At 71.0% G+C, this 24,748-nt stretch carries 24 protein-coding genes and 1 riboswitch; of the genes, 18 read left to right on the forward strand and 6 right to left on the reverse strand.

Going from position 1 to position 24,748, the window contains the following annotated elements; translation table 11 throughout:
- The first annotated feature begins 54 nt into the window (after positions 1–54).
- Together ABZX12_RS06330 and ABZX12_RS06335 are read left to right on the forward strand one after the other, a co-directional pair.
- Positions 55–870 (forward strand): hypothetical protein, encoded by an 816-nt coding sequence (locus ABZX12_RS06330; protein WP_355690367.1) that lies wholly within the window; start codon positions 55–57, stop codon positions 868–870.
- A complete protein-coding gene (locus ABZX12_RS06335) occupies positions 870–2,483 on the forward strand; it encodes a DNA polymerase Y family protein (RefSeq protein WP_355690369.1) in 1,614 nt (537 codons plus the stop codon). Before ABZX12_RS06330 ends, ABZX12_RS06335 begins: the two co-directional genes overlap by 1 nt.
- Position 2,484: 1 nt before the next feature.
- Here the strand turns inward: ABZX12_RS06335 and ABZX12_RS06340 are convergent, their stop codons facing one another.
- Entirely contained in the window at positions 2,485–3,096 is a 612-nt protein-coding gene (locus ABZX12_RS06340; RefSeq protein WP_355690371.1) for a GNAT family N-acetyltransferase, read from the reverse strand.
- Between the two features lie 59 nt (positions 3,097–3,155).
- Here ABZX12_RS06340 and ABZX12_RS06345 point away from each other — a divergent pair, with 59 nt between their 5' ends.
- A complete protein-coding gene (locus ABZX12_RS06345) occupies positions 3,156–3,542 on the forward strand; it encodes a VOC family protein (RefSeq protein WP_355690373.1) in 387 nt (128 codons plus the stop codon).
- 3 nt (positions 3,543–3,545) lie between these two features.
- Here ABZX12_RS06345 and ABZX12_RS06350 read toward each other — a convergent pair whose 3' ends face one another.
- Both ABZX12_RS06350 and ABZX12_RS06355 read right to left on the reverse strand, forming a co-directional pair.
- Positions 3,546–4,856 carry a glycosyltransferase gene (locus ABZX12_RS06350; protein WP_355690375.1) on the reverse strand — a complete coding sequence of 437 codons (1,311 nt, stop codon included), beginning with the start codon at positions 4,854–4,856 and terminating at the stop codon, positions 3,546–3,548.
- Positions 4,853–7,072, reverse strand: coding sequence for a glycoside hydrolase domain-containing protein (locus tag ABZX12_RS06355; RefSeq protein ID WP_355690377.1), 2,220 nt, complete (start codon positions 7,070–7,072; stop codon positions 4,853–4,855). The genes ABZX12_RS06350 and ABZX12_RS06355 overlap by 4 nt, the downstream gene beginning before the upstream one ends.
- Positions 7,073–7,222: 150 nt before the next feature.
- Between ABZX12_RS06355 and ABZX12_RS06360 the strand changes: the two genes are divergently transcribed.
- Positions 7,223–8,029, forward strand: coding sequence for a class I SAM-dependent methyltransferase (locus tag ABZX12_RS06360; protein ID WP_355690378.1), 807 nt, complete (start codon positions 7,223–7,225; stop codon positions 8,027–8,029).
- Here the strand turns inward: ABZX12_RS06360 and ABZX12_RS06365 are convergent.
- Both ABZX12_RS06365 and ABZX12_RS06370 read right to left on the reverse strand, forming a co-directional pair.
- Positions 7,962–9,155 carry a sigma-70 family RNA polymerase sigma factor gene (locus ABZX12_RS06365; protein WP_355690380.1) on the reverse strand — a complete coding sequence of 398 codons (1,194 nt, stop codon included), beginning with the start codon at positions 9,153–9,155 and terminating at the stop codon, positions 7,962–7,964. The two genes, ABZX12_RS06360 and ABZX12_RS06365, sit on opposite strands and share 68 nt — an antisense overlap.
- Positions 9,155–9,523, reverse strand: a complete 369-nt coding sequence (locus tag ABZX12_RS06370; protein ID WP_355690381.1) for a YciI family protein — start codon at positions 9,521–9,523, stop codon at positions 9,155–9,157. The genes ABZX12_RS06365 and ABZX12_RS06370 overlap by 1 nt, the downstream gene beginning before the upstream one ends.
- Positions 9,524–9,716: 193 nt before the next feature.
- Here ABZX12_RS06370 and ABZX12_RS06375 point away from each other — a divergent pair, with 193 nt between their 5' ends.
- The 11 genes from ABZX12_RS06375 to ABZX12_RS06425 all read left to right on the forward strand — a co-directional run bounded on the left by ABZX12_RS06375 (position 9,717) and on the right by ABZX12_RS06425 (position 19,890).
- Complete coding sequence (locus ABZX12_RS06375; RefSeq protein WP_355690383.1) at positions 9,717–10,313, forward strand: CDP-alcohol phosphatidyltransferase family protein; 597 nt, start codon at positions 9,717–9,719, stop codon at positions 10,311–10,313.
- Positions 10,310–11,152 carry a DUF881 domain-containing protein gene (locus ABZX12_RS06380; RefSeq protein ID WP_355690385.1) on the forward strand — a complete coding sequence of 281 codons (843 nt, stop codon included), beginning with the start codon at positions 10,310–10,312 and terminating at the stop codon, positions 11,150–11,152. Before ABZX12_RS06375 ends, ABZX12_RS06380 begins: the two co-directional genes overlap by 4 nt.
- Entirely contained in the window at positions 11,149–11,481 is a 333-nt protein-coding gene (locus tag ABZX12_RS06385; protein WP_012920789.1) for a small basic family protein, read from the forward strand. Before ABZX12_RS06380 ends, ABZX12_RS06385 begins: the two co-directional genes overlap by 4 nt.
- Before the next feature lies 1 nt (position 11,482).
- A complete protein-coding gene (locus ABZX12_RS06390) occupies positions 11,483–12,346 on the forward strand; it encodes a DUF881 domain-containing protein (RefSeq protein WP_355690386.1) in 864 nt (287 codons plus the stop codon).
- A gap of 51 nt (positions 12,347–12,397) precedes the next feature.
- Positions 12,398–12,781 (forward strand): glycine cleavage system protein GcvH, encoded by a 384-nt coding sequence (gene gcvH / locus ABZX12_RS06395; RefSeq protein WP_355690388.1) that lies wholly within the window; start codon positions 12,398–12,400, stop codon positions 12,779–12,781.
- Positions 12,782–12,912: 131 nt separating this feature from the next.
- Positions 12,913–13,452, forward strand: a complete 540-nt coding sequence (locus tag ABZX12_RS06400; RefSeq protein WP_355690389.1) for an FHA domain-containing protein — start codon at positions 12,913–12,915, stop codon at positions 13,450–13,452.
- Positions 13,439–14,137 (forward strand): MerR family transcriptional regulator, encoded by a 699-nt coding sequence (locus ABZX12_RS06405; protein ID WP_355690391.1) that lies wholly within the window; start codon positions 13,439–13,441, stop codon positions 14,135–14,137. Before ABZX12_RS06400 ends, ABZX12_RS06405 begins: the two co-directional genes overlap by 14 nt.
- A gap of 74 nt (positions 14,138–14,211) precedes the next feature.
- Positions 14,212–14,706 (forward strand): bifunctional nuclease family protein, encoded by a 495-nt coding sequence (locus tag ABZX12_RS06410; RefSeq protein WP_355690393.1) that lies wholly within the window; start codon positions 14,212–14,214, stop codon positions 14,704–14,706.
- 259 nt (positions 14,707–14,965) lie between these two features.
- A complete protein-coding gene (locus ABZX12_RS06415) occupies positions 14,966–15,535 on the forward strand; it encodes a MerR family transcriptional regulator (protein WP_355691311.1) in 570 nt (189 codons plus the stop codon).
- Positions 15,536–15,598: 63 nt separating this feature from the next.
- A riboswitch (glycine riboswitch) is annotated at positions 15,599–15,688 on the forward strand.
- A gap of 69 nt (positions 15,689–15,757) precedes the next feature.
- A complete protein-coding gene (gene gcvP / locus ABZX12_RS06420; protein WP_355690395.1) occupies positions 15,758–18,592 on the forward strand; it encodes an aminomethyl-transferring glycine dehydrogenase in 2,835 nt (944 codons plus the stop codon).
- The gene (locus ABZX12_RS06425) at positions 18,589–19,890 is read left to right on the forward strand and encodes a serine hydrolase domain-containing protein (protein ID WP_355690397.1); all 1,302 of its coding nucleotides are present in this window, start codon (positions 18,589–18,591) and stop codon (positions 19,888–19,890) included. Before gcvP ends, ABZX12_RS06425 begins: the two co-directional genes overlap by 4 nt.
- Here the strand turns inward: ABZX12_RS06425 and ABZX12_RS06430 are convergent.
- Complete coding sequence (locus ABZX12_RS06430; protein WP_355690398.1) at positions 19,887–20,948, reverse strand: tetratricopeptide repeat protein; 1,062 nt, start codon at positions 20,946–20,948, stop codon at positions 19,887–19,889. The genes ABZX12_RS06425 and ABZX12_RS06430 overlap by 4 nt on opposite strands.
- Before the next feature lie 168 nt (positions 20,949–21,116).
- Between ABZX12_RS06430 and ABZX12_RS06435 the strand changes: the two genes are divergently transcribed.
- From ABZX12_RS06435 to ABZX12_RS06445, 3 genes are read left to right on the forward strand one after another with little or no spacing between them, the layout of a single operon-like run.
- Positions 21,117–22,613, forward strand: a complete 1,497-nt coding sequence (locus tag ABZX12_RS06435) for a pyridoxal-dependent decarboxylase (RefSeq protein ID WP_355690400.1) — start codon at positions 21,117–21,119, stop codon at positions 22,611–22,613.
- Entirely contained in the window at positions 22,610–24,238 is a 1,629-nt protein-coding gene (locus tag ABZX12_RS06440) for an IucA/IucC family protein (RefSeq protein ID WP_355690402.1), read from the forward strand. The genes ABZX12_RS06435 and ABZX12_RS06440 overlap by 4 nt, the downstream gene beginning before the upstream one ends.
- Positions 24,235–24,747, forward strand: a complete 513-nt coding sequence (locus ABZX12_RS06445; protein ID WP_355690404.1) for a GNAT family N-acetyltransferase — start codon at positions 24,235–24,237, stop codon at positions 24,745–24,747. The genes ABZX12_RS06440 and ABZX12_RS06445 overlap by 4 nt, the downstream gene beginning before the upstream one ends.
- The last annotated feature ends 1 nt before the right edge of the window (position 24,748 follow it).

Genomic DNA, 24,748 nt, shown 5'->3' on the forward strand with positions numbered 1-24,748 from the left:
GGGCCTGTGGACGACCGGATTGACTTGTTCGAACAGGTGTTCGAACATGGAGTCATGACGGGGAACGAGGCAGCGGAAGGCCGGGTCACGGCCCTCGATCACGCCCGCCTGCTCCTCGCCAGGGCAAGCGCCCAGAAGAAGGCGCAGAGGGATGAAGTCGACGAGGAGGAGACGCGACTCGCTCCGGTCGGGGGCGCGGGCCGGGTGCCTTCGGTGGCCCGGGTGCAGCAGGCGCTGGACACGGCGGGAGTGGACCGGGAGCTGCCGACGCATCCGGCGGTGAGTGAGCTGCTGGCGGGCGCGAGCCTGCGCGGCGGTTCGGTGTATTCGGTGCGCGGGAGTGCCGCGCTGGTGATGGCCCTGATGGCCGGGCCGTCCGCGGAGGGCGCCTGGTGCGGTGTGGTCGGCGTGCCGTCGTTCGGGGCCGAGGCGGCGCGTGGGCTCGGGGTGGACCTGGAGCGTCTCGTGCTCGTCCCGGATCCGGGGCGGGAGTGGCTGAGCGTCGTGGCCGCGCTGGTCGACGCGCTGACCGTGGTCGTCGTCCGTCCGCCCGGCGAGGTGACGCCGGGGGAGGCGTCCCGGCTGGCCGCGCGGCTCCGCACTCGCGGCGCGATGCTGATCGCCTACGGGTCGTGGCCGGGCAGCGAGGCCCGGTTCGAGATCGAGAGCAGCACCTGGACCGGCCTCGGCGACGGCGAAGGTCTGCTCACCGCCCGTCGGGCGACCGTCGCGGTGACCGGCCGGCGCGCCGCCGTGCGGGCCCGCCACGACCTCTGGCTGCCCGGCCCCGACGGCGCGATCCGCTCCGCAGAGCCGGCTGAGCCTGGCTGGCAGGAGGAGTGGGCGGACCGGATCGGCGCGGTGGGCTGATGGACAGCGGGCTGACCCGGACGATGGTGATCTGGGTGCCGGACTGGCCGGTGGCGGCGGCCGCGGCGGCGACCGGGCGTTCGCCGGACGAGCCGATCGCGGTGCTGGAGAAGGGGAAGGTGCTCGCCACCTCCGCCGCTGCCCGCGCCGACGGGGTGCGTCGCGGGCAACGGGCCCGGGACGCGCAGTCGCGCTGCCCGGAGCTGGTCGTGCTGAAGTACGACGCGGTCATCGACGCGCGGGCGTTCGACCCGGTGATCTCGTGCCTGGAGGCGATCACGCCGGGCGTGCAGGTGATCCGTCCGGGGATGTGCGCGTTGAAGGCGCGCGGACCGGCCCGGTTCTACGGCGGCGAGGAGACCGCCGCGGCGAAGCTGCTCGACCGGCTGGAGACGTTCGACGTGCCCGGCAGCCGGATCGGGGTCGCCGACGGCCCGTTCGCCGCGGAGCAGGCGGCCCGGGTGAGTTCCGCGCGGACCCGGGTGCACGTGGTGCCGCCGGGCGGTTCGCCGGAGTTCCTCGCGCCGCTGTCGGTCGACGTGCTCGAGCAGCCGGCGCTCACGGATCTGCTGCGTCGGCTGGGACTGCGATCGCTCGGTGCGTTCGCACGGCTGCCTCGCACCGAGGTGCTGACCAGATTCGGCCCGGACGGCGCCTTCGCGCACCGGCTCGCCCGAGGTGGCGACGACCGCCCGGTGACCGGCCGGGAGATCCCGCCGGAGCTGACCCGCACGCTCGACTTCGAGCCGCGGGTCGACCGTGTCGACCAGGTCGCGTTCGCGGTCCGGGTGGTCGCCGACGAGTTGATCGTCCGGCTGACCGAGCTCGGCCTGGTGTGTACGACGCTGCGGGTCGAGGTCGGCACCGAATCCGGGCGGATCCACGAGCGGGAGTGGTTGCATCCGCGCTGGTTCACCGCGGCGGACGTGGTGGACCGGGTGCGCTGGCAACTGCAGGGGAGCGGGACGGCGACCAGCGAGCTGACGTCACCGGTGGTCCGGGTGCGGCTGATCCCGGACCAGGCGGATCCGGTCGGTGCGCATGCCGACGGCTTGTGGGGCGGCGGGCCGGACGAGCGGATCCACCGCGCGTTGTCGCGGGTGCAGAGCATGCTCGGTCACGGTGCGGTCGCGTCCGTGGTGATCGGCGGCGGGCGCGGCTTCGCCGAGCGGCAGACGCTGGTCCCGTGGGGCGACCCGGCGGTGCCGGCCCGGCCGCCGGACCAGCCGTGGCCCGGCGCGATCACCGGCAGCGAGCGCTGGCCGGCCCTGGCGCCGACCACGATCTTCCCGGAGCCGATCCCGGCGAAGGTGTTCGCCGCCGACGGCACCCAGGTCTCGGTCACCGCCCGCGGCGAGCTGTCCGGCATCCCGTCCGCCTTCACCCTGCTCCCCACCGGCACCGCCGCCCGCGCACCTGGCGTCCAAGTTGCCGACAGCAACAAGATCCACCCGATCACCGGCTGGGCCGGCCCGTGGCTCACCGCGGAGCGCTGGTGGGACCCGGCCACCGAGACCCGCCAAGCCCGCTTCCAGTTCCAGACCGCCGACACCCGCGCCTGGCTCTTCATCCTGCACCGAGCCGCCTGGCAGGCCCAGGCCACCTATGACTGAGTCAGGTGAAGTCGATCCGCAGGACGGTGCGGCGCAGGGTGGGGTGGGTGAGTTGGCGGAAGCCGGCTTCTTCGAAGGCCTGGTGGGGGCCGACGTGGAGTTCGCCCCAGGTGATGGTCTTGCCGGGCTGGGTGAGCATCGGGTAGGCCTCGAGGGCCCGGGCGCCGCGCGTTCTGGCGTACGGGATCGTGGCGCGGGCGAGGTGGTAGGTGAGGCCGCGGCCGCGGAAGCCTTTGCGGACGGCCATGCAGGTGACGGCCCAGACGCTCTCGTCGTCCTTGTCCTCGGAGCGGTCCGCCCAGGGGATGCGCGACGTCCGCAACTTCGGGTACGCCGTCCGCGGCTCGACGGCGACCCATCCGGCCGGCTCGCCGTCGACGTACGCGACCAGGCCGGCCGTCGACGGCGCGTCCGGCGTACCGCAGGCGGTCTGGTCCTGCAGCCTCGTCATCCGCTCGTCGAGCGTCGAGTCCCGCCAGATCCAGCCGCGGATCTTGAACCGCTGGCACTGGCACTGCCCCGCGTCCGTCGTTCCGAACACGGCCTGCAGGTCCTCCCACGGCACCTCGTTCGCCGGGACGACGGTGACCTGCGACTCCTCGAGCGCTTCCATGCCGAGCAGGCTAACCCCGGTTCCGGACGACCCCCGTCCGGAACGTTAGGTTGGTTCGTATGCATCGGAGCCGGGTTTCCACGTTCCTGATCGACGTCCGGCGCGACGAGGTGGACGACGCCGCGGCGTTCTGGTCGCGGGCGCTGGGCGTCCGGACCTCGTCGCCGGCGGGGGAGCCGCAGTTCACCACGCTGCACGACGCGGTCCCGGGATACGTGACCGCGATCCAGTCCGTCGACGACGAGCCGCGCTACCACCTCGACATCGAGACCGACGACGTGCCGGCCGAGGTGGCGCGGCTGACCGGGCTCGGCGCGGTCGAGGTCGCGAGCTGGCAGGGCTGCCACACCCTCCGCGCGCCCGGCGGTCACCTGCTCTGCGTCATCCCGGTGCACAGCGACCCGGCGTACTTCGAACAGCACGCGACCGTCTGGAGCGGCGAGTAGACCTCAGGCGACGTGGACGGCGGGCGGCTCGGCAAGCGCGAAGAGTCGGTCGAACACCGCGGCCCGATCGAACTGCAACGCGTACGCCCGCGCGCGCCGCTCGGCCTCCGCCCGCTGCTCACGCGTCCAGTCGCAGACGACCTCGTCGAGCACGGCTCGCAGTGTGACCGGGTCGTGCTGCGGCACCAGCAGTGCCGTGTCGCCGACCGCCTCGGGCACGCCGCCGGTCGCGCAGGTGATGACCGGCCCGCCGCCGGCGAGCGCCTTCTCGACCAGTGCGATCCCGAACGTTTCCACGAACTCCGGCTGCTCGCGGGTCGGCAGCACGAACGCCGCGCTGCCGGCCATCAGCGCCGGCTTCTCCGCGTCGTCCACGTCCGTCAGCACCCGCACCCGCTCGCCCAGGCCCGCTGCCGCCACCCGCGCCACCACTTCGTCCTCCTGCGGCCCGCGCCCGGCCAGGACCAGTTGCACGCGTTCGGCCGACCGCGACCCGGCGTAGGCGTCGATCAGGTCGTCGACCCCCTTCGCCGAGGCGATCCGGGACAGGAACAGCACGTACCCGTCCCGCGCGAGGCCGCGCCGGGCGAGGGTTTCGGCGATCCTGTCGTCGGTGAGCGACAGGTACGACCAGGAGTCGACCGCCGGGTAGGAGATCGCGATCCGCTCCCGGCACTGCTGCGCGAACGTCGTGCCGTGCATGCCGTCGAGGGTCGCCGCCGCGGCCACGATCAGGTCCCTGGTGTACTCCGACACCGCCACGCAGTGATCGGCGGCCAGGTAGACCGACAGGATGTGCGCGGCCGCCCCGAACCGGCCGGTGTCCACGCACTCGCGCACCACGTTGGTGATGTCCGAGCCCACCGCCTCGGCCACCGTGATGACCTGGGCGGGCCCGATCCGGCGCGCCACCTGGACGGCCTCCTGGACGGCGATCGCGTGCGGGCTCAGGTACAGCGACATGGCCACTGTCGGCACCCCGTCGCTGAACAGCTCGACCAGCCGCCCGACGAGTCCGGACAGGTAACGCCCGTCCGGAACCCGGTAGTCGCCGACCGGGCCGGGCCGCTCCACGGTGATCCCGGGGCTGTACGGAAGCACGCGATCGAGCGGTTTCAACGGCAGCCCGGCCGCCTCGAGCGCGTCGAGCGGCCACGTCACGATCCGTACGTCGTCGAACCCGCGGGTGAGCGCCACCTCTGCGAGGCACCGCGCCTCACCGGAGTGCCCGCAGATCACCGGGTCGGCGCGAACGACGATGACCAGGCGGCGGTCGGGTGTGGACGGCTCGGGGGAGTGGTCGTCGATGGTCATGCCTCACCTCCAGTGGTGTGCAGTGGGTCGGACGTGGACGGTGGCCGGATCCGGGTGCCCCAGCCGGACGGCCGAGGGCCGAGCTCGATGTGCAGGGTGCGGATGTGCCGCAGTTCCCGGCCGGAGATCCAGGGGCGCTCGAGGGTCTTGCCGTCGACCGCGATGGATTGGACGTAGGAGACCGGTCCGCCTGCCTCGACCGGCTCGAAGCCTGTCGTGGTGATGGACAGGTCGCCCTCGGGCAGCCGGGTCGTGGACTCCGCCACGGCCGGCGCGCTCACCAGGAACAGGTTCTGGCCGGCGACCGGGAACAGCCCGAGAGTCGCCCACACGTACCACGCGGACAGCCCGCCGGAGTCGTCGTTGCCCGGCAGGCCGCCCCGGCCGGTGCCGAACTGGTTGGCGATCGCGGCGTGCACGACTTCGGCGGTTCGGTCCGGCCGGCCGGCGTAATGGTAGGACCACGGCGCCTCGTAGTCCGGCTCGTTGTTCAGTCCCTCGAACCGGCACAGGCCGTACCCGGCGTCCATCTCGGCCACGCTCGGCGCCACGCCCGGCTGGGTGACCGGCGCGGCGTCGTACCCGAAGAACGTGTCGAGCAGCCCGACGAAGGCGTCGTCGCCGCCGGCGAGGGCGATCCGGGCGCGCATGTCGTGGAGCAGCCGGAAGGAGTAGTTCCACCGGCCGCCCTCGTAGAACGTCGAGTCGCGCAGCAGACCGGTGTCCGGGTCGTACGCCGCCCGCCAGCCCTGCGCGAGGTCGCGCATCTGCCGCGCCAGCGGCCGGTCGCGGACCTTCTGGGCGATTGCCGCGGTGCAGTGGTAGGCGTACGCGAGGTCGAGGGTGTGGCTGATCGGGTGCGCCACGCCGTGCACCAGGTAGTCCTCGCCGTACGTCCGGCGCAGGTCCATCTCCAGGTGCACCATGGCCCAGTCCCAGTCGATCCCCGGCAGGTCCAGGTGGCACAGGTCGGCCAGGAAGGTGTGCGCGAGTGCGCTGCCCTGCCGGGAGAACCGGTCGGCGCCCTTGGCCATCCGGTAGCCGATCGGCAGGTTGCCCTCCTGCTCGCAGATCGACAGCATCGCGCCGGCCAGCGCGACCGAACGCTGCGGGAACAGCGTGGTCATCAGCGGCAGTTGGGTGCGGTAGATGTCCCACATGGTGCAGATGTCGAACGCGTACGGGCCCTCGGTCGTCCACGAAGGGCTCTCGTCCGGGGCGAAGCACGGTTTGACCAGCGAGTGGTAGAGCGCGGTACCGAACACCGTCGCCTGGTCGTCGGATGCGGCGTCGATCGCCACCTTGCCGAGGTGGTCGCGCCAGGTGGCCGCCGTACGGTCCCGCCGTACGGCGAAGGTGGTCCGGGTGCGGCCGACGTCCGAGTGCAGGTTGTCGCGGGCCGTCTCGCATCCGCGCAGGGAGAACCCGAGCCGCACCTCGACGGCCTGCTCGGCGCGCGAAGGGCCCATGAAGATCAGCCCGAAGGGCCGCAGTGTCGTCGGCCGGATGTAGTCGAAGTCGAGGCGGGTGCCGCCGGGCATCAGGCGCCGGTCGTACCACAGCAGTTGCCGCCAGCCGGGGGCGTCGACCTCCAAGTGCACGGCCAGCGGCACGCCCTCGACGTGGATCTCGCCCTGCGCCACGCCGGGCTCCAGCAGTGCCAGGTGCGCCTTCAGCGGAACGGTCTTGCTGTGCGGGATCGCGAGGCCGCCGGTCGACGCGTCGATGACGATCCGGGCGGCGTCGTGCGACGGGAAGGTGTACCGGTGCACAGCCGACTTGGGGCCGACCGTCACCTCGCAGCGCACCCCTGAGCTCAGCGTCGCGGCGTAGTAGCCGGGCTCGGCGACCTCGTCCAGCAGGTCCCACGTGGTGCCCAGGTCGTCGAGCGGTCCGAGCATCGGCGTGACCCGGAAGTAGTTGTAGTACTTGCGGATCGCGCCGGTGCCGGACTGCTGGAAGTGCGTGAAGCCGGAGGCGACCGGGCGGTCGTACAAGTGTCCGGGCAGGCCCTCGGTGTTGAAGTCGTACAGCCCGTAGCCGGTCGGGTAGGCGCCGGAGTACGGGCAGGCCGACACCATCCCGAAGGGGTGCAGGGCGCCCGGGTGGGTGTTGCCGACCTGCGGCTTGGGCCACCACCACGTCGCGGCCAGGCCCTTGGGCGTGGGCAGGTCGGTGGCGCCGGTCCCGATGAACGGGTCGACGTACTCGTACATCGGCCTCACCGCCTCGTGCGGGCTGACGTGGACTCTCAAAAAGTAAGAAGCGCATGTTTCAGCCGCGTGACCGGACGAGACGGGCAGGTTACGTCGGCCCGCAGCAGAATGCGGTACTCGGGTGGCGCACCGCGGTCTACGCTCCGACGCATGACTGAACTCGCGGCGACGTTCCAGCAGGCGGCAGTGGCGGAGGCCTACCAGCATCGGCCGCCGTACCCGGACGAGGTGTTCGACCGGCTCCTGGAGCTGATCACCGACGAGCCGCGCCGGGTGCTCGACATCGGCGCCGGCGAGGGCGCGATCGCCCGGCCGCTCGCGCCGCACGTCGAGCACGTCGACGCGGTCGACTTCTCGGCGCCGATGGTCGAGGCCGGCAAGCTGCGACCGGGCGGCGACCGTCCGAACATCAGCTGGCAGGTCAGCCCGATCGAGACCGCCGCCCTTAACGGCCCGTACGCACTCGTGACGGCCGGCGCCAGCATCCACTGGATGCCGTGGGAGGAGACGTTCGCGCGGATCGTCCCGCACCTGACGCCGCACGCCCAACTGGTCGTCGTCGACCACGGTCCCGTCAACGAGCCCTGGCTGCCCGAACTCGTCCAGGTCATCGAGCGGCATTCCCGCAAGCAGAACCACGACCCGAAGTTCAATGTCGTCCACGCGATCAGGGACCGCGGCCTGCTCGACCTCACCGGCACGGCGCGGACGGCGCCCGTCGCGTACCACCAGACCGTCACCGACTACATCGAGCGGCTGCACTCGACGTCCAGCCTCGCCCGTCACCTGATGCCGGCCGACGAGGCCGCCGCGTTCGACGCCGGGATCGAGGCCGCGGTCCGTCCGTACGCGAAGGACGGCGTACTGGAGCTGACGATCGAGGCCGAGCTCAGCTGGGGCCGGCCGCAGAGCCCGCCCGGGACAGCAGGTAGCGCTGCTCGGGAAGGCTCTGCGTGAGCCGCGCGGCGAGTTCGTAGGCCTCCCGGGCGGCCGCGGTGTCGCCGGACAACTCGAGCAGATGCGCCCGTACGGCGGCCAGCCGGTGGTGGTCGTGGAGCGCCGGATCCACGTCGTCGAGCAACGTCAACCCGGCGGCCGGTCCGTGCACCATCGCGACCGCGACGATCCGGTTCAGCGTCACCATCGGACCCGGCGCGGTCGACTCGAGCAGTTCGTACAGCATCAGGATCTCGCGCCAGTCGGTCGCGTCCGCGGTGGCCGCGGCGTCGTGGACCGCGGCGATCGCCGCCTGCAGCTGGTACGGCCCGACCGGCGCGGACCGCAACGTCGACTCGATCAATGCGGTGCCCTCGGCGATCGCCGCCGCGTCCCACAACGACCGGTCCTGCTCCGGCAGCGGCACCAGTGCACCGTCGGCCGTCGTCCGCGCGGGGCGACGCGCATCCGTCAACAGCATCAACGCCAGCAGCCCGGCCACTTCACCTTCGGCCGGCAGCGAGGCATGCAGTTGGCGGGTCAACCGGATCGCCTCGGCGCTCAGCTCGACCCGGTGCAACGACGCACCGGACGAGGCGGTGTAGCCCTCGTTGAAGACGAGATACAGCACATGCAGTACGGCGGCCAGACGCTCGGGCTGCTCGGACGCCGGCGGCATCGCGAACCGGGCGCCCTGGAGCTTCGCCTTCGCCCGGCTGATCCGCTGGCCGATCGTTGCCTCCGGCACCAGAAATGCGCGGGCGATCTCACCGGTCGTCAGCCCGCCGACCGCCCGCAGCGTCAACGCCACCTGGGACTGCGGCGTCAGCGCCGGATGGCAGCACAACATCAGCAACGTCAACGAGTCGTCCTCCGCCGACGCCGGCTCCGGGGCAGTCCACGAGGCCACGGTCTCCTCGCGGCGCGTCCGGGCCGCCTCGTTCCGCAGCACCTCGATCCGCCGCCGCGACGCGACCGTGACCAGCCAGCCGCGCGGATTGTCCGGCACACCGTCTGCCGGCCACTGCAGCGACGCCGCCAGCAGTGCCTCCTGGACGGCGTCCTCGCACGCGTCGAAGTCGCCGTACCGCCGGACCAGTGCGCCGAGCACCTGCGGCGCCTGCTCCCGGAGCAGCTCCTCGAGCATCACATGAACGCGCCGAGGTCACGCACCGGCCGCACCTCGACGACGCTGAACGGCGCCTCCGGGATCTGCGCGACGATCTCCACCGCGCGGTCCATCGAATCGCACTCGAGCAGGTAGAAGCCGGCCAGCTGCTCCTTCACCTCGGCGAACGGACCGTCCGTCGTCATCGGCCTGCCGTCTCGGACAAGCACTTGCTTGGTGAGCTCCGGGGCGTCGAGCGACTCCGACGCGACCAGCTCGCCCCGCACGGCCAGCGCCTCGTGCAGGGCGGCGTACCCGGCCATACCTTCCTTCTTCTGCTCATCCGTCAACGCGTCCCACACCGCCCGGGACTCCGGGTTGCCGTAGATCAGTACGAGAAACCTCATGTGCTCAGCGTAAGCATCACCAGGGGGTATCGATCGGGTCACTGGTTCGTCGCGGGCGTAGCGGCCGCCGGGCCGGCGCGTTCTGGTATCAGGGGAAAGCCGGGGCCTGCCCCGGGCCAGGCGGCCGTAAACCTGTCGTGGCGCCCCAGTAGAGTTACGACGGGTATCCAGGGTGGAGAGAGGGAGGGGTCGCGTGCCGGACTTGGAAGTGTCCGACCGGGTGTGGACGATCCCGAACGCACTCAGCTTCTTGCGGTTGCTGGGCGTGCCGCTGTTCCTGTGGCTGGTCCTCGGGCCGGAGGAGGACGGCTGGGCACTGCTCGTGCTGGCCGTGTCCGGGTTCACCGACTGGGCCGACGGCCAGATCGCCCGGCGGATGAACCAGACGACCCGCCTGGGCCAGATGCTCGACCCGGTCGCCGACCGGCTGTACATCTTCGCCACCGTCATCGGGCTGGCGTTGCGCGACATCATCCCGTGGTGGCTGGCGATCGCGCTGCCGCTGCGGGACGTGCTGCTCACCCTTACCCTGCCGGCCCTGCACCGCCGCGGCTTCAACGCGCTGCCGGTGCACTTCCTCGGCAAGTCCGCGACCTTCTGTTTGCTGTACGCGTTCCCGCTGCTGCTGCTCGGTGACGGTGACAGCACGCTCAACCTGCTCGCCCGCGTGTTCGGCTGGGCGTTCGCGATCTGGGGCACCGGTCTGTACTACTGGGCCGGCGCGCTGTACTTCGCCCAGTTGCGGCACCTGATCCAGACGGTCAAACCGATCAAGGACTCGGCCGGGTGACCCAGCAAGCCCCCCAGCAGACGCCACCTCGACGCGTCGACGCGTCGATGTCACTGCTGAACAACCTGATGGCGCACCCGATCGACGAGGGGTACGCCGTCGCGGCCCGCACCCGGTCGACCGCCGACGGCAAGCAGACCCGCTCCCGGCACCGGATCATGCTGGTGCTGGCCGCCGCCGTCCTCGGCTTCCTGCTCGCCGTGGCCGCCGCGCAGAACTACCGCAGCGCGCCCGAGGCGGAGAAGCAGCGCAAGGAACTGATCACCCGTATCAACCAGGCCGACACCCGGCTGAACGAGCTGCGCAACCACCAGTCCCAGCTCGCCGACGAGGTCCGCCGGCTGCAGGCCAGCGGACTGAGCAACGACAGCACCGGCGCGGCGCTGCAGCAGAAGCTCGACGACCTGGAGCTGCAGACCGGGGCGATCGCGGTCACCGGCCCCGGGATCAAGGCGGTGATCGACGACGCCAAGAACGCCGACGCCAAGGAGGGCCGGCTGCTCGACGTCGACCTGCAGCAACTCGTCAACGGCCTGTGGACGTCCGGCGCGGAGGCGGTCTCGGTGAACGGGCACCGGATCACGTCGCTGACCGCGATCCGCGGCGCGGGCAGTGCCATCACCGTTGACTACAGTTCGCTGACCCCGCCGTACACGGTGCTCGCGATCGGGGACACCGCGACCATGCCTGCCCGGTTCGCGCAGAGCTCCGGCGGGCAGTGGGTGCAGTACCTGGTCAGCAACTTCGATGTCCGGATGACGATCACGACGGAGGATTCCTTGCTGGTGCCGGCCGATGCGACCATCGCGTTGCGCTACGCGAAGGTGCGAACGAGATGATCGCCGTACTCGGGCTGGTGATCGGTGTCGTCATCGGTCTGCTGGTCGCGCCCGACGTCCCGGACTGGGCGCAGCCGTACCTGCCGATCGCGGTCGTGGCCGCGCTCGACGCGGTGTTCGGCGCGCTGCGTGCGTTCCTGGACGGGATCTTCGACGACAAGGTGTTCGTCGTCTCGTTCGTGTCCAACGTGCTGATCGCGGCCCTGATCGTCTACCTGGGCGACCAGCTCGGCGTCGGGTCGCAGCTGTCCACCGGTGTGGTCGTCGTGCTCGGCATCCGCATCTTCACCAACATGGCCGCGATCCGGCGGCACATCTTCCGGGCCTGACATGAGCGACGAGACACCGGACAAACCCGCGCAACCGGCCGCCGACACACCTGCCGACACACCGGCCGGCACGCCTGCAGGTTCGCCTGCCGATGCGCCGCCGACGCCGATGCCCAAGCCGAAGCCGCGGACGCCGAACCTGGCCCTGCGCCGGCTGCGGGCCGGGTTCAAGCCGTCCCGCGGCCAGGCGATCGTCGCGGTCGTGCTCGCGCTGGTGGCCTGCGTCGCGGTCGTGCAGGTCCGGGTGAACCGGGCCGACGACGGCTACCAGAACGCCCGCCGCGAGGACCTGATCGCGATCCTCGACGGCCTCGGGCAGAACACCCGGCGGCTGGAGAGCGAGATCGCCGACCTCGAGGAGCGGAAGAACTCGCTGTCCTCCAGCGCCGACAAGGCGCAGACCGCGCGCGAGCAGGCCGAGGCCCAGGTCCGCACCCTCGGCATCCTCGCCGGTACGCTGCCCGCGCAGGGCCCCGGGGTCCGGATCACGCTGAACGACCCGCAGGGCAAGATGACCTCGAGCAACCTGCTGGACGCGATCGAGGAACTGCGCGACGCCGGCGCGGAGGCGATCCAGGTCAACGGTTCGGTCCGGGTGGTGGCCAGCACGGACTTCGTGGACGACGCCCCGGGAATCTCGATCGACGGCCAGAAGGTGAACTCGCCGTACGTCATCGAGGCGATCGGGGAGGCCCACAACCTGGCCGAGGCGGCCAACTTCCCGGGCGGTCTGGTCAGCGAGGTGACCGGTCCGCAGGTGGGCGGAACGGCCGAGGTCACCGAGCTCGAGAACGTCCCGATCACCGCCTTGCACGCCCCGGAGGAGCATCGTTACGCTCGCCCGGCGCCCAGCCCGACCAAGTAGCTGTACCTGTCGCTGTACCTGTAGCTGTACTTGAGTGAAAGAGGAACGAAGGTGTACCCCGAAGACCTGAAGTACACGGCCGAGCACGAGTGGTTGAAGGCCGGCGAGGAGGGACCCGTGCGGGTCGGCATCACCGACTTCGCGCAGGACCAGCTCGGTGACATCGTGTACGTGCAGCTGCCCGACGTCGGCAGCGCGGTGCGGGCCGGCGACGCGTGCGGTGAGCTCGAGTCGACCAAGAGCGTGAGCGACCTGTTCGCCCCGGTGAACGGCACCGTGACCGCGGTCAACGAGGCGCTGGCCGACCAGCCGGACCTGGTGAACAGCGACCCGTACGGCGAGGGCTGGCTGCTCGACATCGAGGTCGAGGACGCCGCCGAGGTGGCCGCGCTGATGGACGCCGAGGCCTACAAGGGGCAGCTCGACCAGAGCTGACAACTGACTGGTAGCGTTACCGGCCTCAACCGCTGGTCGAGGGTTGAGGCCGCTGTCCACACTGTCAACACTGTCAATACGGGGTCTATCGAAGACGTCGCCGGACCGCCGGCGATCGGGAGGATCACAGCATGCCGTTCTGCAACCAGTGCGGGCACGAGAACTCCGAGGGCAGCCGGTTCTGCTCGCAGTGCGGAGCGATGCTGCCTGGCGCGGACCGCCCGGCGGCAGCCCCGGCGACCCCCCAGCCGACACCCGGTGTCACCGACACCGCGATGCTCACGCCGATCGGCGCCGAGCCGGAGCCGGAGCAGCAGACCGGTGAGCCGCTGTCGGCCGACGACGCGGCCGCGGTCGGCGCCCTGCCGGCCGGTTCCGCCCTGCTGATCGTGCAGCGCGGCCCGAACGCGGGCAGCCGGTTCCTGCTCGACGTCGACGTGGTGACCGCGGGCCGGCACCCGGACAGCGACATCTTCCTCGACGACGTGACCGTGTCGCGCCGGCACGCCGAGTTCCGCCGGGACCCGTACGGCGTGAAGGTCCGCGACGTCGGCAGCCTGAACGGCACGTACGTGAACCGGGACCGGATCGACGAGGTCCTGCTCAACAACGGCGACGAGGTCCAGATCGGCAAGTACCGGCTGGTGTACTACGCCAGTGGCCAAGCCTGATCCCAGCGCCGAAGGGCCGGTGGGCGGCCGCGGCATCGGCGAGGTGCTGCAGCTGCTGCAGGCCGAGTTCGCCGACGTCACGATCTCCAAGATCCGGTTCCTGGAGGCCGAGGGGCTGGTCACGCCGGCCCGGACGGCGTCCGGCTACCGCAAGTTCAGCGCCGCCGACCTGGAGCGGCTGCGGTACGTGCTGACCGCGCAACGCGACCAGTACCTGCCACTGAAGGTGATCAAGGAACATCTCGGCGCGATCGACCGCGGCCTGCGTCCGGCGGCCGCGGGGCCACCGGTCGCGCCGAGTTCGTTGCCGCAGACTCCCGGCCAGCCGGTCGCCGAGGACTTCGGTGCCGCGGGCACCGAGCTGCGGCTGACCCGCGACGAGCTGCTGCGCGCCGCCGCGGTGTCCTCGGAGCTGCTCGCTGAGCTGGAGGGGCACGGCCTGGTGGTGGCCAGCGGCAACCACTACGGCGGCGACGCGATCGTCGTCGCGCAGGTCGCGGCCGAGCTGGCGTCGTACGGGATCGAGCCGCGGCACCTGCGGGCGTTCCGGACGGCGGCGGACCGCGAGGTCGGCCTGATCGAGCAGGTCACGGGACCGCGCCGTACCGAACAGACCGGGGAGCTGGCCGCCCTCACCGTCCGGCTGCACACCGCCCTGGTCCGCTCCCGCCTGCCGCGTCCCTAGGCCGCCGCACGGCCTTCGTCCACAGGTGACCCCAACGGCGCGCCGGGTGCTTCGGCTCGGAGTAGGCTGAAGGGGTGCGCGAAGTCGACGTGGTCGGAGTCCGGGTGGAGATGCCCTCGAGTCAGCCGATCGTGCTGCTCAAGGAGGTCGGAGGTGAGCGATACCTGCCGATCTGGATCGGTGCTGCCGAGGCGAGTGCGATCGCCTTCGCCCAGCAGGGGATGGAGCCGCCCCGGCCGCTGACCCACGACCTGTTCGCGGAGACCATCCGCGTGCTCGGGCACACGCTCAGCCAGGTCCGGATCGTGAACCTGACCGACGGCGTGTTCGAGGCGATCCTGGTGTTCGACGACAAGACCGAGATCTCGGCCCGGCCGTCGGACTCGATCGCGATCGCGCTGCGGACCGGCACGCCGGTGTTCTGCGCCGACGAGATCCTCGCCGAGGCCGGCATCCCGGTCCCGGAGAGCGAGGCGAACGACGCCGACGAGGTGGAGGAGGAAGAGGAGGTCGAGCGGTTCCGGGAGTTCCTCGACCAGGTGACCCCGGAGGACTTCGACAAGAGCTGACACCCCGGCCCCGCCGTGGTGCGCAGATGGTGCAAGTGCGGCTAGGTAACGATTCGTACGACGGTCGCGACACGCTCGCGGCTCGACGCGGTTGTCGTTGACCCGGTTCGGGCGGCGGCTTACCGTGAAGGAGTCGTGGGGTGATGTCACTCCACGCAGATGACTCGTTCCAGTCGGTATCCAGGGAGGCTCAGGCGTGACACGCACCGGGGACACGGATCTGACGGCGCAGTCGACGTCCGACGCGCACGCAGAGGCCATGGCTGCCGCTACAGCCACCGCCGGCGTCCAGGGTCTGCTGTTCGACGACGACCTGCGGCCGATGCCGGAGGACGTCGGGTTCCGGGGGCCGACGGCCTGCGCCGCGGCCGGGATCACCTACCGACAGCTCGACTACTGGGCCCGCACCGGCCTGGTTTCCCCGTCCGTGCGCCCGGCGACCGGCTCGGGAACGCAGCGGTTGTACGGTTTCCGTGACGTTCTGTTGCTGAAAGTGATCAAGCGGCTGCTCGACGCCGGGATCTCGCTGCAGCAGATCCGGACCGCGATCGCGCACCTCAGCAAGCGCGGCTTCGACGACCTGACCCAGATCACGCTGATGAGCGACGGCGCGTCGGTGTACATGTGCACCTCGCCCGACGAGGTCATCGATCTGCTGGCCGGCGGCCAGGGCGTGTTCGGTATCGCGCTCGGCGGTGTCTGGCGGGAGGTCGAGGGCTCGCTGTCGGAGCTGCCGACCGAGCGCGCCGACGGTCACGACGACGGCGATTCGGAAGGCCACGCGGGCGACGAGCTCGCCGCCCGGCGCCGCGCCCGGATGACCGGCTGACGTCTCGTTCGGTCCTGCGTGCCCGAACTGTGCGCGGATTCCTGGTAGCCTCGGGACAGCCGTTCACAGCACTCGGGAGAGTCCCGTGTCATCGGGCGCCGAAGGGGCAATTCCTCCCCGGAACCTCTCAGGCCCATGGACCGAGTGTCACAGGCGACTCTGGAGCGTAGTGCGTGACAGAGGGGGAGGCGACCGGAAGCACGTCAGCAACGGAGCCTCTTGATGACCGAACAACTCTCCGCCACGTTCGCCGACCGCCACATCGGGCCGCGTCCCGACGAGGTCGCGCGGATGGTGCAAGCCCTCGGGTACGCCGATGTCGACGCGCTCGTCGACGCCGCGGTCCCGGCGTCGATCCGCTCCGCCGAGGCGCTGCGGTTGCCCGAGCCCGCGTCCGAGGTGGACGCGCTCACCGAGCTGCGGCAGCTCGCGGCCCGCAACACCGTCGCCACCTCGATGATCGGCCAGGGGTACTACGGGACGTTCACGCCGTCGGTGATCGTCCGCCGCCTGGTCGAGAACCCGGCCTGGTACACCGCGTACACGCCGTACCAGCCGGAGATCTCCCAGGGCCGCCTCGAGGCGCTGCTGAACTTCCAGACCGTGGTCTCGGACCTGACCGGCCTGCCGACCGCGAACGCGTCGCTGCTCGACGAGGGCACCGCGGCCGCCGAGGCGATGACGCTGGCGCACCGGTCGAACAAGAAGAGCAGGTCCGACCGCTTCCTGGTCGACGCCGACACCTTCGCCCAGACGATCGCGGTCGTGCAGACCCGCGCCGAGGCGCTCGGTATCGAGGTCGTCGTCGCCGACACCACCGACGGTCTGCCCGAGGGCGACTTCTTCGGCTTCCTGGTGCAGTACCCGGGCTCGAACGGCGCCGTCCGCGACCTGAAGCCGCTGATCGAGGCGGCGCACGAGCGCGACACGCTGGTCGCCGTGGCCTCCGACCTGCTCGCGCTGACGTTGCTCGAGGCACCGGGTGAGGCCGGCGCCGACATCGTGATCGGCTCGTCGCAGCGCTTCGGCGTCCCGCTGTTCTACGGCGGTCCGCACGCCGGGTTCATGTCCGTGCGTTCCGGTCTGGAGCGGTCGCTGCCCGGTCGTCTCGTCGGCGTCTCGGTCGACGCGGACGGCGCCCCGGCGTACCGGCTGGCGCTGCAGACGCGGGAGCAGCACATCCGTCGCGAGAAGGCGACGTCCAACATCTGTACGGCGCAGGTCCTGCTCGCCGTCGTGGCGTCGATGTACGCCGTGTACCACGGCCCCGACGGCCTGAAGGCGATCGCCGAGCGCGTGCACTCGTACGCCGGCAAGCTCGCCGCCTCGCTGCGGGCCGGCGGCGTCGAGGTCGTGCACGGCGAGTTCTTCGACACCGTCCTGGCCCGGGTCCCCGGACGTGCCGCCGACGTGGTGGACGCCGCCCGGCAGAACGGCATCTGGCTGCGGCTCGTGGACGCCGACCACGTCGGCATCTCGTGCGACGAGAAGACCGACGTCGCGACGCTGACCCGGGTCTGCCAGTCCTTCGGCGTGCAGTACGACGACACGCTCGGCGCGCCCGCGATCGCCGTACCGCGGACCACGGACTACCTGACGCACCCGGTGTTCAACACGCACCGGTCCGAGACGGCGATGCTGCGCTACCTGCGCAAGCTGTCCGACATGGACTACGCGCTGGACCGCGGCATGATCCCGCTCGGCTCGTGCACGATGAAGCTGAACGCGACCACCGAGATGGAGCCGGTCACCTGGCCGGAGTTCGCGGACCTGCACCCGCTCGCGCCGATCGAGGACGCGGCCGGTTACGTGAAGCTGATCGGTCAGCTGGAGCGCTGGCTGGCCGAGGTCACCGGCTACGCGAAGGTGTCGATCCAGCCGAACGCCGGTTCGCAGGGTGAGCTGGCCGGTCTGCTCGCGATCCGCGGCTACCACCGCGCCCAGGGCTCGGCGGACCGCAACGTCTGCCTGATCCCGGCGTCCGCGCACGGTACGAACGCCGCCTCCGCGGTGATGGCCGGCATGAAGGTCGTCGTAGTCAAGGGCAACGACGACGGCACGATCGACCTGGACGACCTGCGCGCGAAGGCGTCCGAGCACGCGGAGAAGCTGGCCGCGATCATGATCACCTACCCGTCGACGCACGGTGTGTACGAGGAGAGCGTCCGCGAGGTCTGCCGGATCGTCCACGAGCACGGCGGCCAGGTGTACGTCGACGGCGCGAACCTGAACGCCCTGCTCGGCCTCGCGAAGCCGGGCGAGTTCGGGGGCGACGTCAGCCACCTGAACCTGCACAAGACCTTCTGCATCCCGCACGGCGGCGGCGGCCCGGGCGTCGGCCCGGTCGCGGTCGCGGCGCACCTGGCGCCGTACCTGCCGAACCACCCGCTGCTCGACCAGGCCGGCCCGGAGTCCGGTGTCGGCCCGATCAGCGCGGCGCCGTTCGGGTCCGCGGGCGTGCTCGCCATCTCCTGGGCGTACATCCGGATGATGGGAGCCGAGGGGCTGACCGCGGCGACCAAGGCCGCCGTGCTGACCGCGAACTACGTGGCGAAGCGGCTCGAGGGTGCGTTCCCGGTGCTGTACACGGGCGAGAACGGCCTGGTCGCGCACGAGTGCATCCTGGACCTGCGGCCGATGACCAAGGAGACCGGCATCAGCGTCGACGACGTCGCGAAGCGGCTGATCGACTACGGGTTCCACGCCCCGACGATGTCGTTCCCGGTCGCCGGCACGCTGATGGTCGAGCCGACCGAGTCCGAGGACCTGGGCGAGCTGGACCGGTTCTGCGACGCGATGATCGCGATCCGGCACGAGATCGACCGGGTCGCCGCCGGGGAGTGGCCGGCCGCCGACAACCCGCTGGTGAACGCGCCGCACACCGCCGAGTCGGTCATCAACGACAAGTGGGAGCACGCCTACACCCGCGAGGAGGCGGCGTTCCCGCGCTCGGTCGACCGCACCTCGAAGTACTGGCCGCCGGTCCGCCGCATCGACGGCGCGTACGGCGACCGCAACCTGATCTGCTCGTGCCCTGCCCCGGAGGCCTTTGAGTGACTTCCGTACGTCCTGACACCGCCGCTGCCCTGTTCGCCGAGGTCGCGGCGGCGCAGGGGGAGTCGAAGCTGCCGTCGGTGAACGCCGGGGTGGTGCGCGACGGCGCGCTGGTCTGGACGGGGTCGCGCGGGCGGTTCGCGACGGCGGACGGGGCGTTGCCGGGCACGGACGTGCAGTACCGGATCGGCTCGATCACCAAGACGATGACGGCGCTGCTGGTCATGCAGTGCCGCGACGACGGGTTGCTCGCGCTGAACGATGCCGTCGGCAAGCATCTGCCCGGGATCGCGTTCGGGGACCGGACGGTCCGGCAGCTGCTCGCGCACAGCGGCGGGATGAACGCCGAGCCCAAGGGCCCTTGGTGGGAACGCAATCCGGGCGTCTCGTTCGACGAGCTGACTGCCGCGATGAACGACTCGCAGGCCGCCGGCCCCGCGGACCGGCGGCACCACTACTCGAACCTCGGCTACGGCCTGCTCGGCGAGATCGTGGCGCGGCTGCGCGGGGCGTCCTGGCTGGAGCTGGTGCGGGAGCGCATCCTCCATCCGCTGGAGATGCGGCGTACGACGTACTTCCCGGAAGGCCCGTCCGCGCAGGGCTTCTCGGTGCATCCGTTCAGCGGGCAGCTCGACCCGGAGCCGTCATACGACTCGGGCGCGATGGCTCCGGCCGGGCAGCTGTGGAGCACGATCGAGGACCTGGCGCGGTACGCCGGGTTCTGGATCGACCCGCTGCACGAGGTGCTGAGCCGGGAGTCGGTCGAGGAGATGGCGTCGCCGGTGGCCTCGGATCCGCGCGAAGGGCTGAACGCGTCGTACGGGCTGGGCTTGCGGCTGATCGCGGACGACCCGCACCTGCTGATCGGGCACACCGGGTCGATGCCGGGCTTCCTCGCCGGGTTGTTCGTCGACCGGGTCCGCCGGGTCGGAGCGGTGACGCTGGGCAACGCGACGTACGGCCGGGTGGCCTCGCTGGCTCCGGACATGATCCGGATCCTGATGCGCTATGAGCCGCCGATCACCCAGGAATGGATCCCGGAGCCACCACTGGCCCAGGGCGACGAGCTGCTCGGTCACTGGTACTGGGGCAACACCCCGCTCACCATCTCGGCGACAGCCGGCATCCTGCAGCTGTCCGGCGGCCTCACCACCCGCCTCTCACCCCTCGGCCCCGACCTCTACCAAGGCCGCGACGGCTACCTGGCCGGCGAGAAACTCCACGTGATCCGCGACGGCACCACGATCTCCCACCTGAACGTCGCCACCTTCGTCCTCACGAGGACGCCTTACGGTCGCTAGCTGTCCGCTGCCATCAGTGCCGCGATCTCCTCCTCCAGCGGAGGAGTCTCGTCATGGCGCCCCAGCTCCCGCAGGTCGTCGGCGAGGATTCCGAGCGCGGCCGTGAGCCTCACGAGCGATCTTTCGTGCCGGTTCTCGGACTGGTGATCGGTGCGCAGTTTGGCAACCACCGCCTGCTGGAGAGGCACCACCTCGGCGTACCGCCGGAGGTCACGCAGACTGGTGCCCAGGTTCACCTGGAGCGCGAACACGTCGTCCGGTGCGGCCGGGTCGAGCGCGAGGGCGATCCTGAGCCCCTCGGCATAGCTGGCCCTGGCCTGCTCGGGTTCGTCCAGATACAGCAGATTCGTGCCCAGGTCGTTCAGTGCCGCCACCAGTTTCGGGCCGGATGCGAGGTGACGGTGGATCCGCACTGCTTGCTCGAGGAGCGGCCGCGCGGCGTCATACTCACGCCGATTCATGTGGCGTTCGGCGACGAGTGCCAGCGACCGGGCTTGCGCCCGGTCTGCGTCGCCGGCGAGCTGTGCTCGCAGTGCGAGCAGTTCGCCCGCCTCGGGACCGATCGGCTCGTCGGCAAAGTCGCCCAGGCTGGTTTCGACAAGCTCGAGAGCCTGGTCGAGGCGTGGTCGGCCGGCGTCGACGAGCCGGCCGACCACGACCGCCTCTTCGGCGACGACGAGCGCCTCCGCGTGCCGTCCGAGCTTCGTCAGCGCGGTCCATTGAGCTGTCAGCGCCAGGTACAGCCGCGAGGTCTCGCTCGGCCGCATGAAGGCGAGCTTGCGGAGGTGTCGCACCTGCTCGGCCAGGTGGTCGGCGGACTCCTCGAACTGCCCGGCGCGGAAGCTCTTCGCGCCCTGCCTGCCGCTGTGGAACCCCATCGCGCCGTACCACGCCCTTCGCCCGGGCACGATCGTGCACACATAGCCGATCAGGCCGAGCGTGAGCAGGCCATGTCCGTACGGCCGGCCGGCGATCCATCCGGCGCCGCCGGCGACCACGGCGGCCAGCCCGATCATCTGCAGTCCGCCGCGGATGTAGACCTTGCCCAGGTTCGTCATAACCCACCCCCTTGGCGAATGAGACGCGCCCGGCGGGTGAGGCGTTGCTTCGGATCGTGAGGATGTTCACTCCGGCCGTGGCCGAGTTGACACGGTGAGTGAGGCGGGTAAAAGTTAGGGCTACCTTAGTAAGGGTTGCCTTACTCGACAACTTCCCGGGAGATCTGGATGTCGCAGCCCGCGCGTCTGTCCGCCGTGACAGTGCCGCCCGCACCCGTTCGCGATCGGTTCGGCGCGCGTTGGCCGTTGGCCTCGACGGTGCCGGACCGTGAGCGTGGACCGTTGCCGCACGGGTCGCCGGGAGCGGTCCTCCGGCGCGCTGCCGAGGTGCTGGGTGAGCCGCGGGTCCCGTCGACCGGGATGGGGGAGTCCGCCGCGCTCGACCTGATCGCGGGGCTGCTGGACGAACACGGGATCGACCTCAGCCACCCGCACGCCGCCGCGCACCTGCAGCCGCCCGTGCTGCAGGTCGCGGTCGACGCGGACGCGCTGGCGTCGGCATCGAACGCCTCGCTGGACACCTACGACTCGGGCCCGGCGACGCTGGCGATCGAGCAGTGGGTCGTGAAGGCGCTGGCCGGCCTGGCCGGCTTCGGTCCGCGGGCGGACGGAGTCCTGACGCCGGGCGGCTCGATCTCGAACCTGCTCGCGGTCCTGATCGCGCGCGACAGTGCGGCCGCCGCGGCCGGGGTCGACGTACGGCGCAACGGCCTGCACGGTCTCGACCGGCCGGTCGTGTTCTGCTCCGAGCTCGCGCACTTCTCCGTCCAACGGGCCTGCGCCGCGCTCGGGCTCGGGGAGGAGGCGGCGATCACGATCGCGTCCGACGAGGACTTCCGGATGCGGACCGACGTCCTCGCCGACGAGCTCTCCCGGCCCGGCCGGACGCCGGTGGCGGTGATCGCGACCGCCGGTACGACGGATTTCGGGTCGGTGGACCCGATCGCGCCGATCGCCGCACTGGCCCGGCAGTACGGCGTCTGGCTGCACGTCGACGCGGCGTACGGGTTCGGGGCGCTGTTCTCGGACCGGCTTGCGCCTTTGCTCGCCGACCTGCCGCTCGCCGACTCGGTGACGCTGGACCTGCACAAGATCGGCTGGCAGCCGGCCGCGACGAGTGTGCTGCTGGTGGCGGACCGGACGCGGTTCTCGGCGCTCGACCGCTCGGTCGATTACCTGAACCCGGCCGACGACATCGACTCGGGGCTGGACGGGCTGCTCGGTCGCAGCCTGCAGACCACGCGCCGTCCGGACGCGGTCAAGGTTGCCACCACGCTGGCGGCCTACGGACGGGCCGGACTGGGAACGATGCTCGACACCTGCCACGAGCTCGCGCAGGCCGCCGCGGCCCGGGTCGTTGCCGACAGCAACTTGGAGCTTCTGGCGCCGGTGACCCTGACCACGGTGCTGTTCCGGGTCGCCGGGCGGGGGCTGGAGCCGTCCGCGCTGGACGCCGTCCAGGGTGAGGTCCGGCGCCGGTTGCTGACGTCCGGTCGGGTGTTGATCGGCCGAACGAAGCTGCCGGCCCGCGGCGGCCGCCCGGCGGCGGTCGCGTTGAAGCTGACGCTGCTGAACCCGAACGCCACCGCGTCGGACATCGAAGACCTGCTCGACCAGGTCGTGGCCACCGGCCTCGACGTCCTGACCGGTGAAGGAGCGGCGTGAGTAGTGGTCTGAGTGTTGCGGTCGACGCGCACTTGAACGCGATCCTGCGGTGTTACACGAGGGAGTCGGCGGTACCGGTCGCCGTCGGGCCGTTGACCTTTCCGGTCGGCGATTCGACCGTGACGGCGCGGGTCGAGCACGCCTCGCGGACCGGGCTGCACCAGTTCGGCGATGTCCGGGTGGGCGGCGTCCGCCCGGCGCCCGAGGAGCTCGTGCGGTTGCTGTCCGCGGACGCGGATCCGGCCGAGATCGACGACCTGGCCGCCCGGACAGCGGAGTCGGTGCGGAACGTGGCGCTGTTCGTCGACCAGGCCGACGGCGTACGCGGGCCGGGACGCTTCCTCGAGTTCGAGCAGGCGTTGCTGTTCGGGCATCTGAACCATCCGGCGCCGAAGAGCCGCGACGGACTGAGCGGTGACGAGCTGGCGGCGTACTCGCCGGAGCTCGGCGGCCGCTTCGCCATGCACTGGTTCGAAGCCGACGCCGAACTGGTGTCGTCGGACCAGGTGGCCGGCGCGCCCTCGCTGCAGGGACTGGACGCTGTGCAGCTGATGGGCGCGCTGGCCGGTATCACCCCGTCGTCGGGTCGCGTGCTGATCCCGGCCCATCCGTGGCAGGCGGCTGCTGTCGCCGCGCGGCCGCGGGTCGCCTCGCTGATCTCTGCCGGCCGGGTGAAGGCGTTGGGGCCCGCCGGTGACCAGTGGTACCCGACGTCCAGCCTGCGGACCGTGTTCCATCCGGATCTGCCGGTGATGCTGAAGCTGTCGCTCGGGCTGCGGATCACGAACTCGCGGCGGGAGTCGACGCCGACCGAGCTGCGCCGCGGGCTGGAGATCAACCGGCTGCTCGACGCGGCGTACAACGCGGGCACGGCGACTGCGCACCCGCGCTTCAGCATCGTCCGCGACCCGGCGTGGGTTGCGCTCGACGAAGGCGGACCGACGTTGACCGGTCTGGACGTGGCGGTGCGAGAGGTACCGGCCGACGTCAACAGCTACGCCTGCCTGGCGGGTCTGGTCGCGCCGCGTCCCGGTGGTGTGAGCCGGCTGAGCGATTTCGCCGCCGATGATCCTTCCGGCTGGACAGCGGCGTACATCGACAACGTGTTGATCCCGATGCTGCATTTGTACGCCGAGACAGGCATCGGCCTCGAAGCGCATCAGCAGAACACGCTGGTGCGGCTCGACGGGGCAGGGCGGATCAAAGGCGGCGCGTATCGCGACAACCAGGGGTACTACCTCGCATCGTCGTATCTGCGTGGTCTGCTCAGAGTCACTGGGCTGCGTGACTCGACGCTTGCGGTGGTCGACGACCCGATTGTCGACGATCGACTGACCTACTACCTGCTGCACAACCAGGCGCTCGCCGTGGTCGGCTGCCTGGCGGCGGATGGCGTTGCCGACGAGAGTGAGCTGCTCGATGTGGTGCGGGAGCGGCTGACGCTCGCGCTGCCGTTGCTGAAGGCTGCCGGACCGGACGGCGACCGGTTGGCGCGCCGTTGGCTCGAAGCGGAGACCCTGCCGTGCAAGGCGAACATGCTGACTCGACTGCGTGGCATCGACGAGGTCGTGGCGCCACTGGACGCACAGTCCGTGTACCTCGACATCACCAACCCGCTGCGGTGAGGTCCTTCGAACTGCGCGCCGCGGACCCGTCCGACGCCCCGCGGATCGCGCTGTGGATGTCGCAGCCGCACATCGCTCGCTGGTGGCACCAGGGCTGGTCGGTTGAGCGCTGGGCGCAGGAGATCGAGCAGCAAGCGGCGGGGGAGCACTCCACGCCGTACCTGGTCGCGGTGGACGGTGAGGAGTTCGCGTACGTCGAGTTGTATCGGGTCCGGCACGACCGCCTGGCGGAGTACTACGCATACGACGAAGACGACTGGGGTGTGCATGTAGCGATCGGTGATGTCAGCCGCGTCGGGCGGGGACTCGGGCGGGAACTGCTGCGCTCGCTCGCCGACGAGGTGCTCCGCGCAGAGCCGGCCTGTACGCAGGTAGTGGCCGAACCGGACATCGAGAACACCCCGTCCGTCCGGGCGTTCGGCGCGGCGGGTTTCGTCCAGCACGGGGAGCTGCAGTTGCCCGAGAAGACAGCGCTACTGATGGTCCGCACCCGGGCCTGGGAGGCATGAC

This window comes from Kribbella sp. NPDC003505 (assembly GCF_040610875.1).
GTDB lineage: Bacteria > Actinomycetota > Actinomycetes > Propionibacteriales > Kribbellaceae > Kribbella.

Bases quoted from the DNA above. Each gene is read 5' to 3' on its own strand.
- ABZX12_RS06390 (WP_355690386.1), top strand. From the start codon at position 11,483: ATGAGCGACGAGACACCGGACAAACCCGCGCAACCGGCCGCCGACACA.
- ABZX12_RS06360 (WP_355690378.1), top strand. From the start codon at position 7,223: ATGACTGAACTCGCGGCGACGTTCCAGCAGGCGGCAGTGGCGGAGGCC.
- ABZX12_RS06330 (WP_355690367.1), top strand. From the start codon at position 55: ATGACGGGGAACGAGGCAGCGGAAGGCCGGGTCACGGCCCTCGATCAC.
- ABZX12_RS06335 (WP_355690369.1), top strand. From the start codon at position 870: ATGGACAGCGGGCTGACCCGGACGATGGTGATCTGGGTGCCGGACTGG.
- ABZX12_RS06430 (WP_355690398.1), bottom strand. From the start codon at position 20,948: ATGACGAACCTGGGCAAGGTCTACATCCGCGGCGGACTGCAGATGATC.
- ABZX12_RS06385 (WP_012920789.1), top strand. From the start codon at position 11,149: ATGATCGCCGTACTCGGGCTGGTGATCGGTGTCGTCATCGGTCTGCTG.
- gcvP (WP_355690395.1), top strand. From the start codon at position 15,758: ATGACCGAACAACTCTCCGCCACGTTCGCCGACCGCCACATCGGGCCG.
- ABZX12_RS06435 (WP_355690400.1), top strand. From the start codon at position 21,117: ATGTCGCAGCCCGCGCGTCTGTCCGCCGTGACAGTGCCGCCCGCACCC.
- ABZX12_RS06345 (WP_355690373.1), top strand. From the start codon at position 3,156: ATGCATCGGAGCCGGGTTTCCACGTTCCTGATCGACGTCCGGCGCGAC.
- ABZX12_RS06365 (WP_355690380.1), bottom strand. From the start codon at position 9,155: ATGCTCGAGGAGCTGCTCCGGGAGCAGGCGCCGCAGGTGCTCGGCGCA.
- ABZX12_RS06355 (WP_355690377.1), bottom strand. From the start codon at position 7,072: ATGTACGAGTACGTCGACCCGTTCATCGGGACCGGCGCCACCGACCTG.
- ABZX12_RS06415 (WP_355691311.1), top strand. From the start codon at position 14,966: ATGGCTGCCGCTACAGCCACCGCCGGCGTCCAGGGTCTGCTGTTCGAC.
- ABZX12_RS06370 (WP_355690381.1), bottom strand. From the start codon at position 9,523: ATGAGGTTTCTCGTACTGATCTACGGCAACCCGGAGTCCCGGGCGGTG.
- ABZX12_RS06340 (WP_355690371.1), bottom strand. From the start codon at position 3,096: ATGGAAGCGCTCGAGGAGTCGCAGGTCACCGTCGTCCCGGCGAACGAG.
- ABZX12_RS06350 (WP_355690375.1), bottom strand. From the start codon at position 4,856: ATGACCATCGACGACCACTCCCCCGAGCCGTCCACACCCGACCGCCGC.
- ABZX12_RS06400 (WP_355690389.1), top strand. From the start codon at position 12,913: ATGCCGTTCTGCAACCAGTGCGGGCACGAGAACTCCGAGGGCAGCCGG.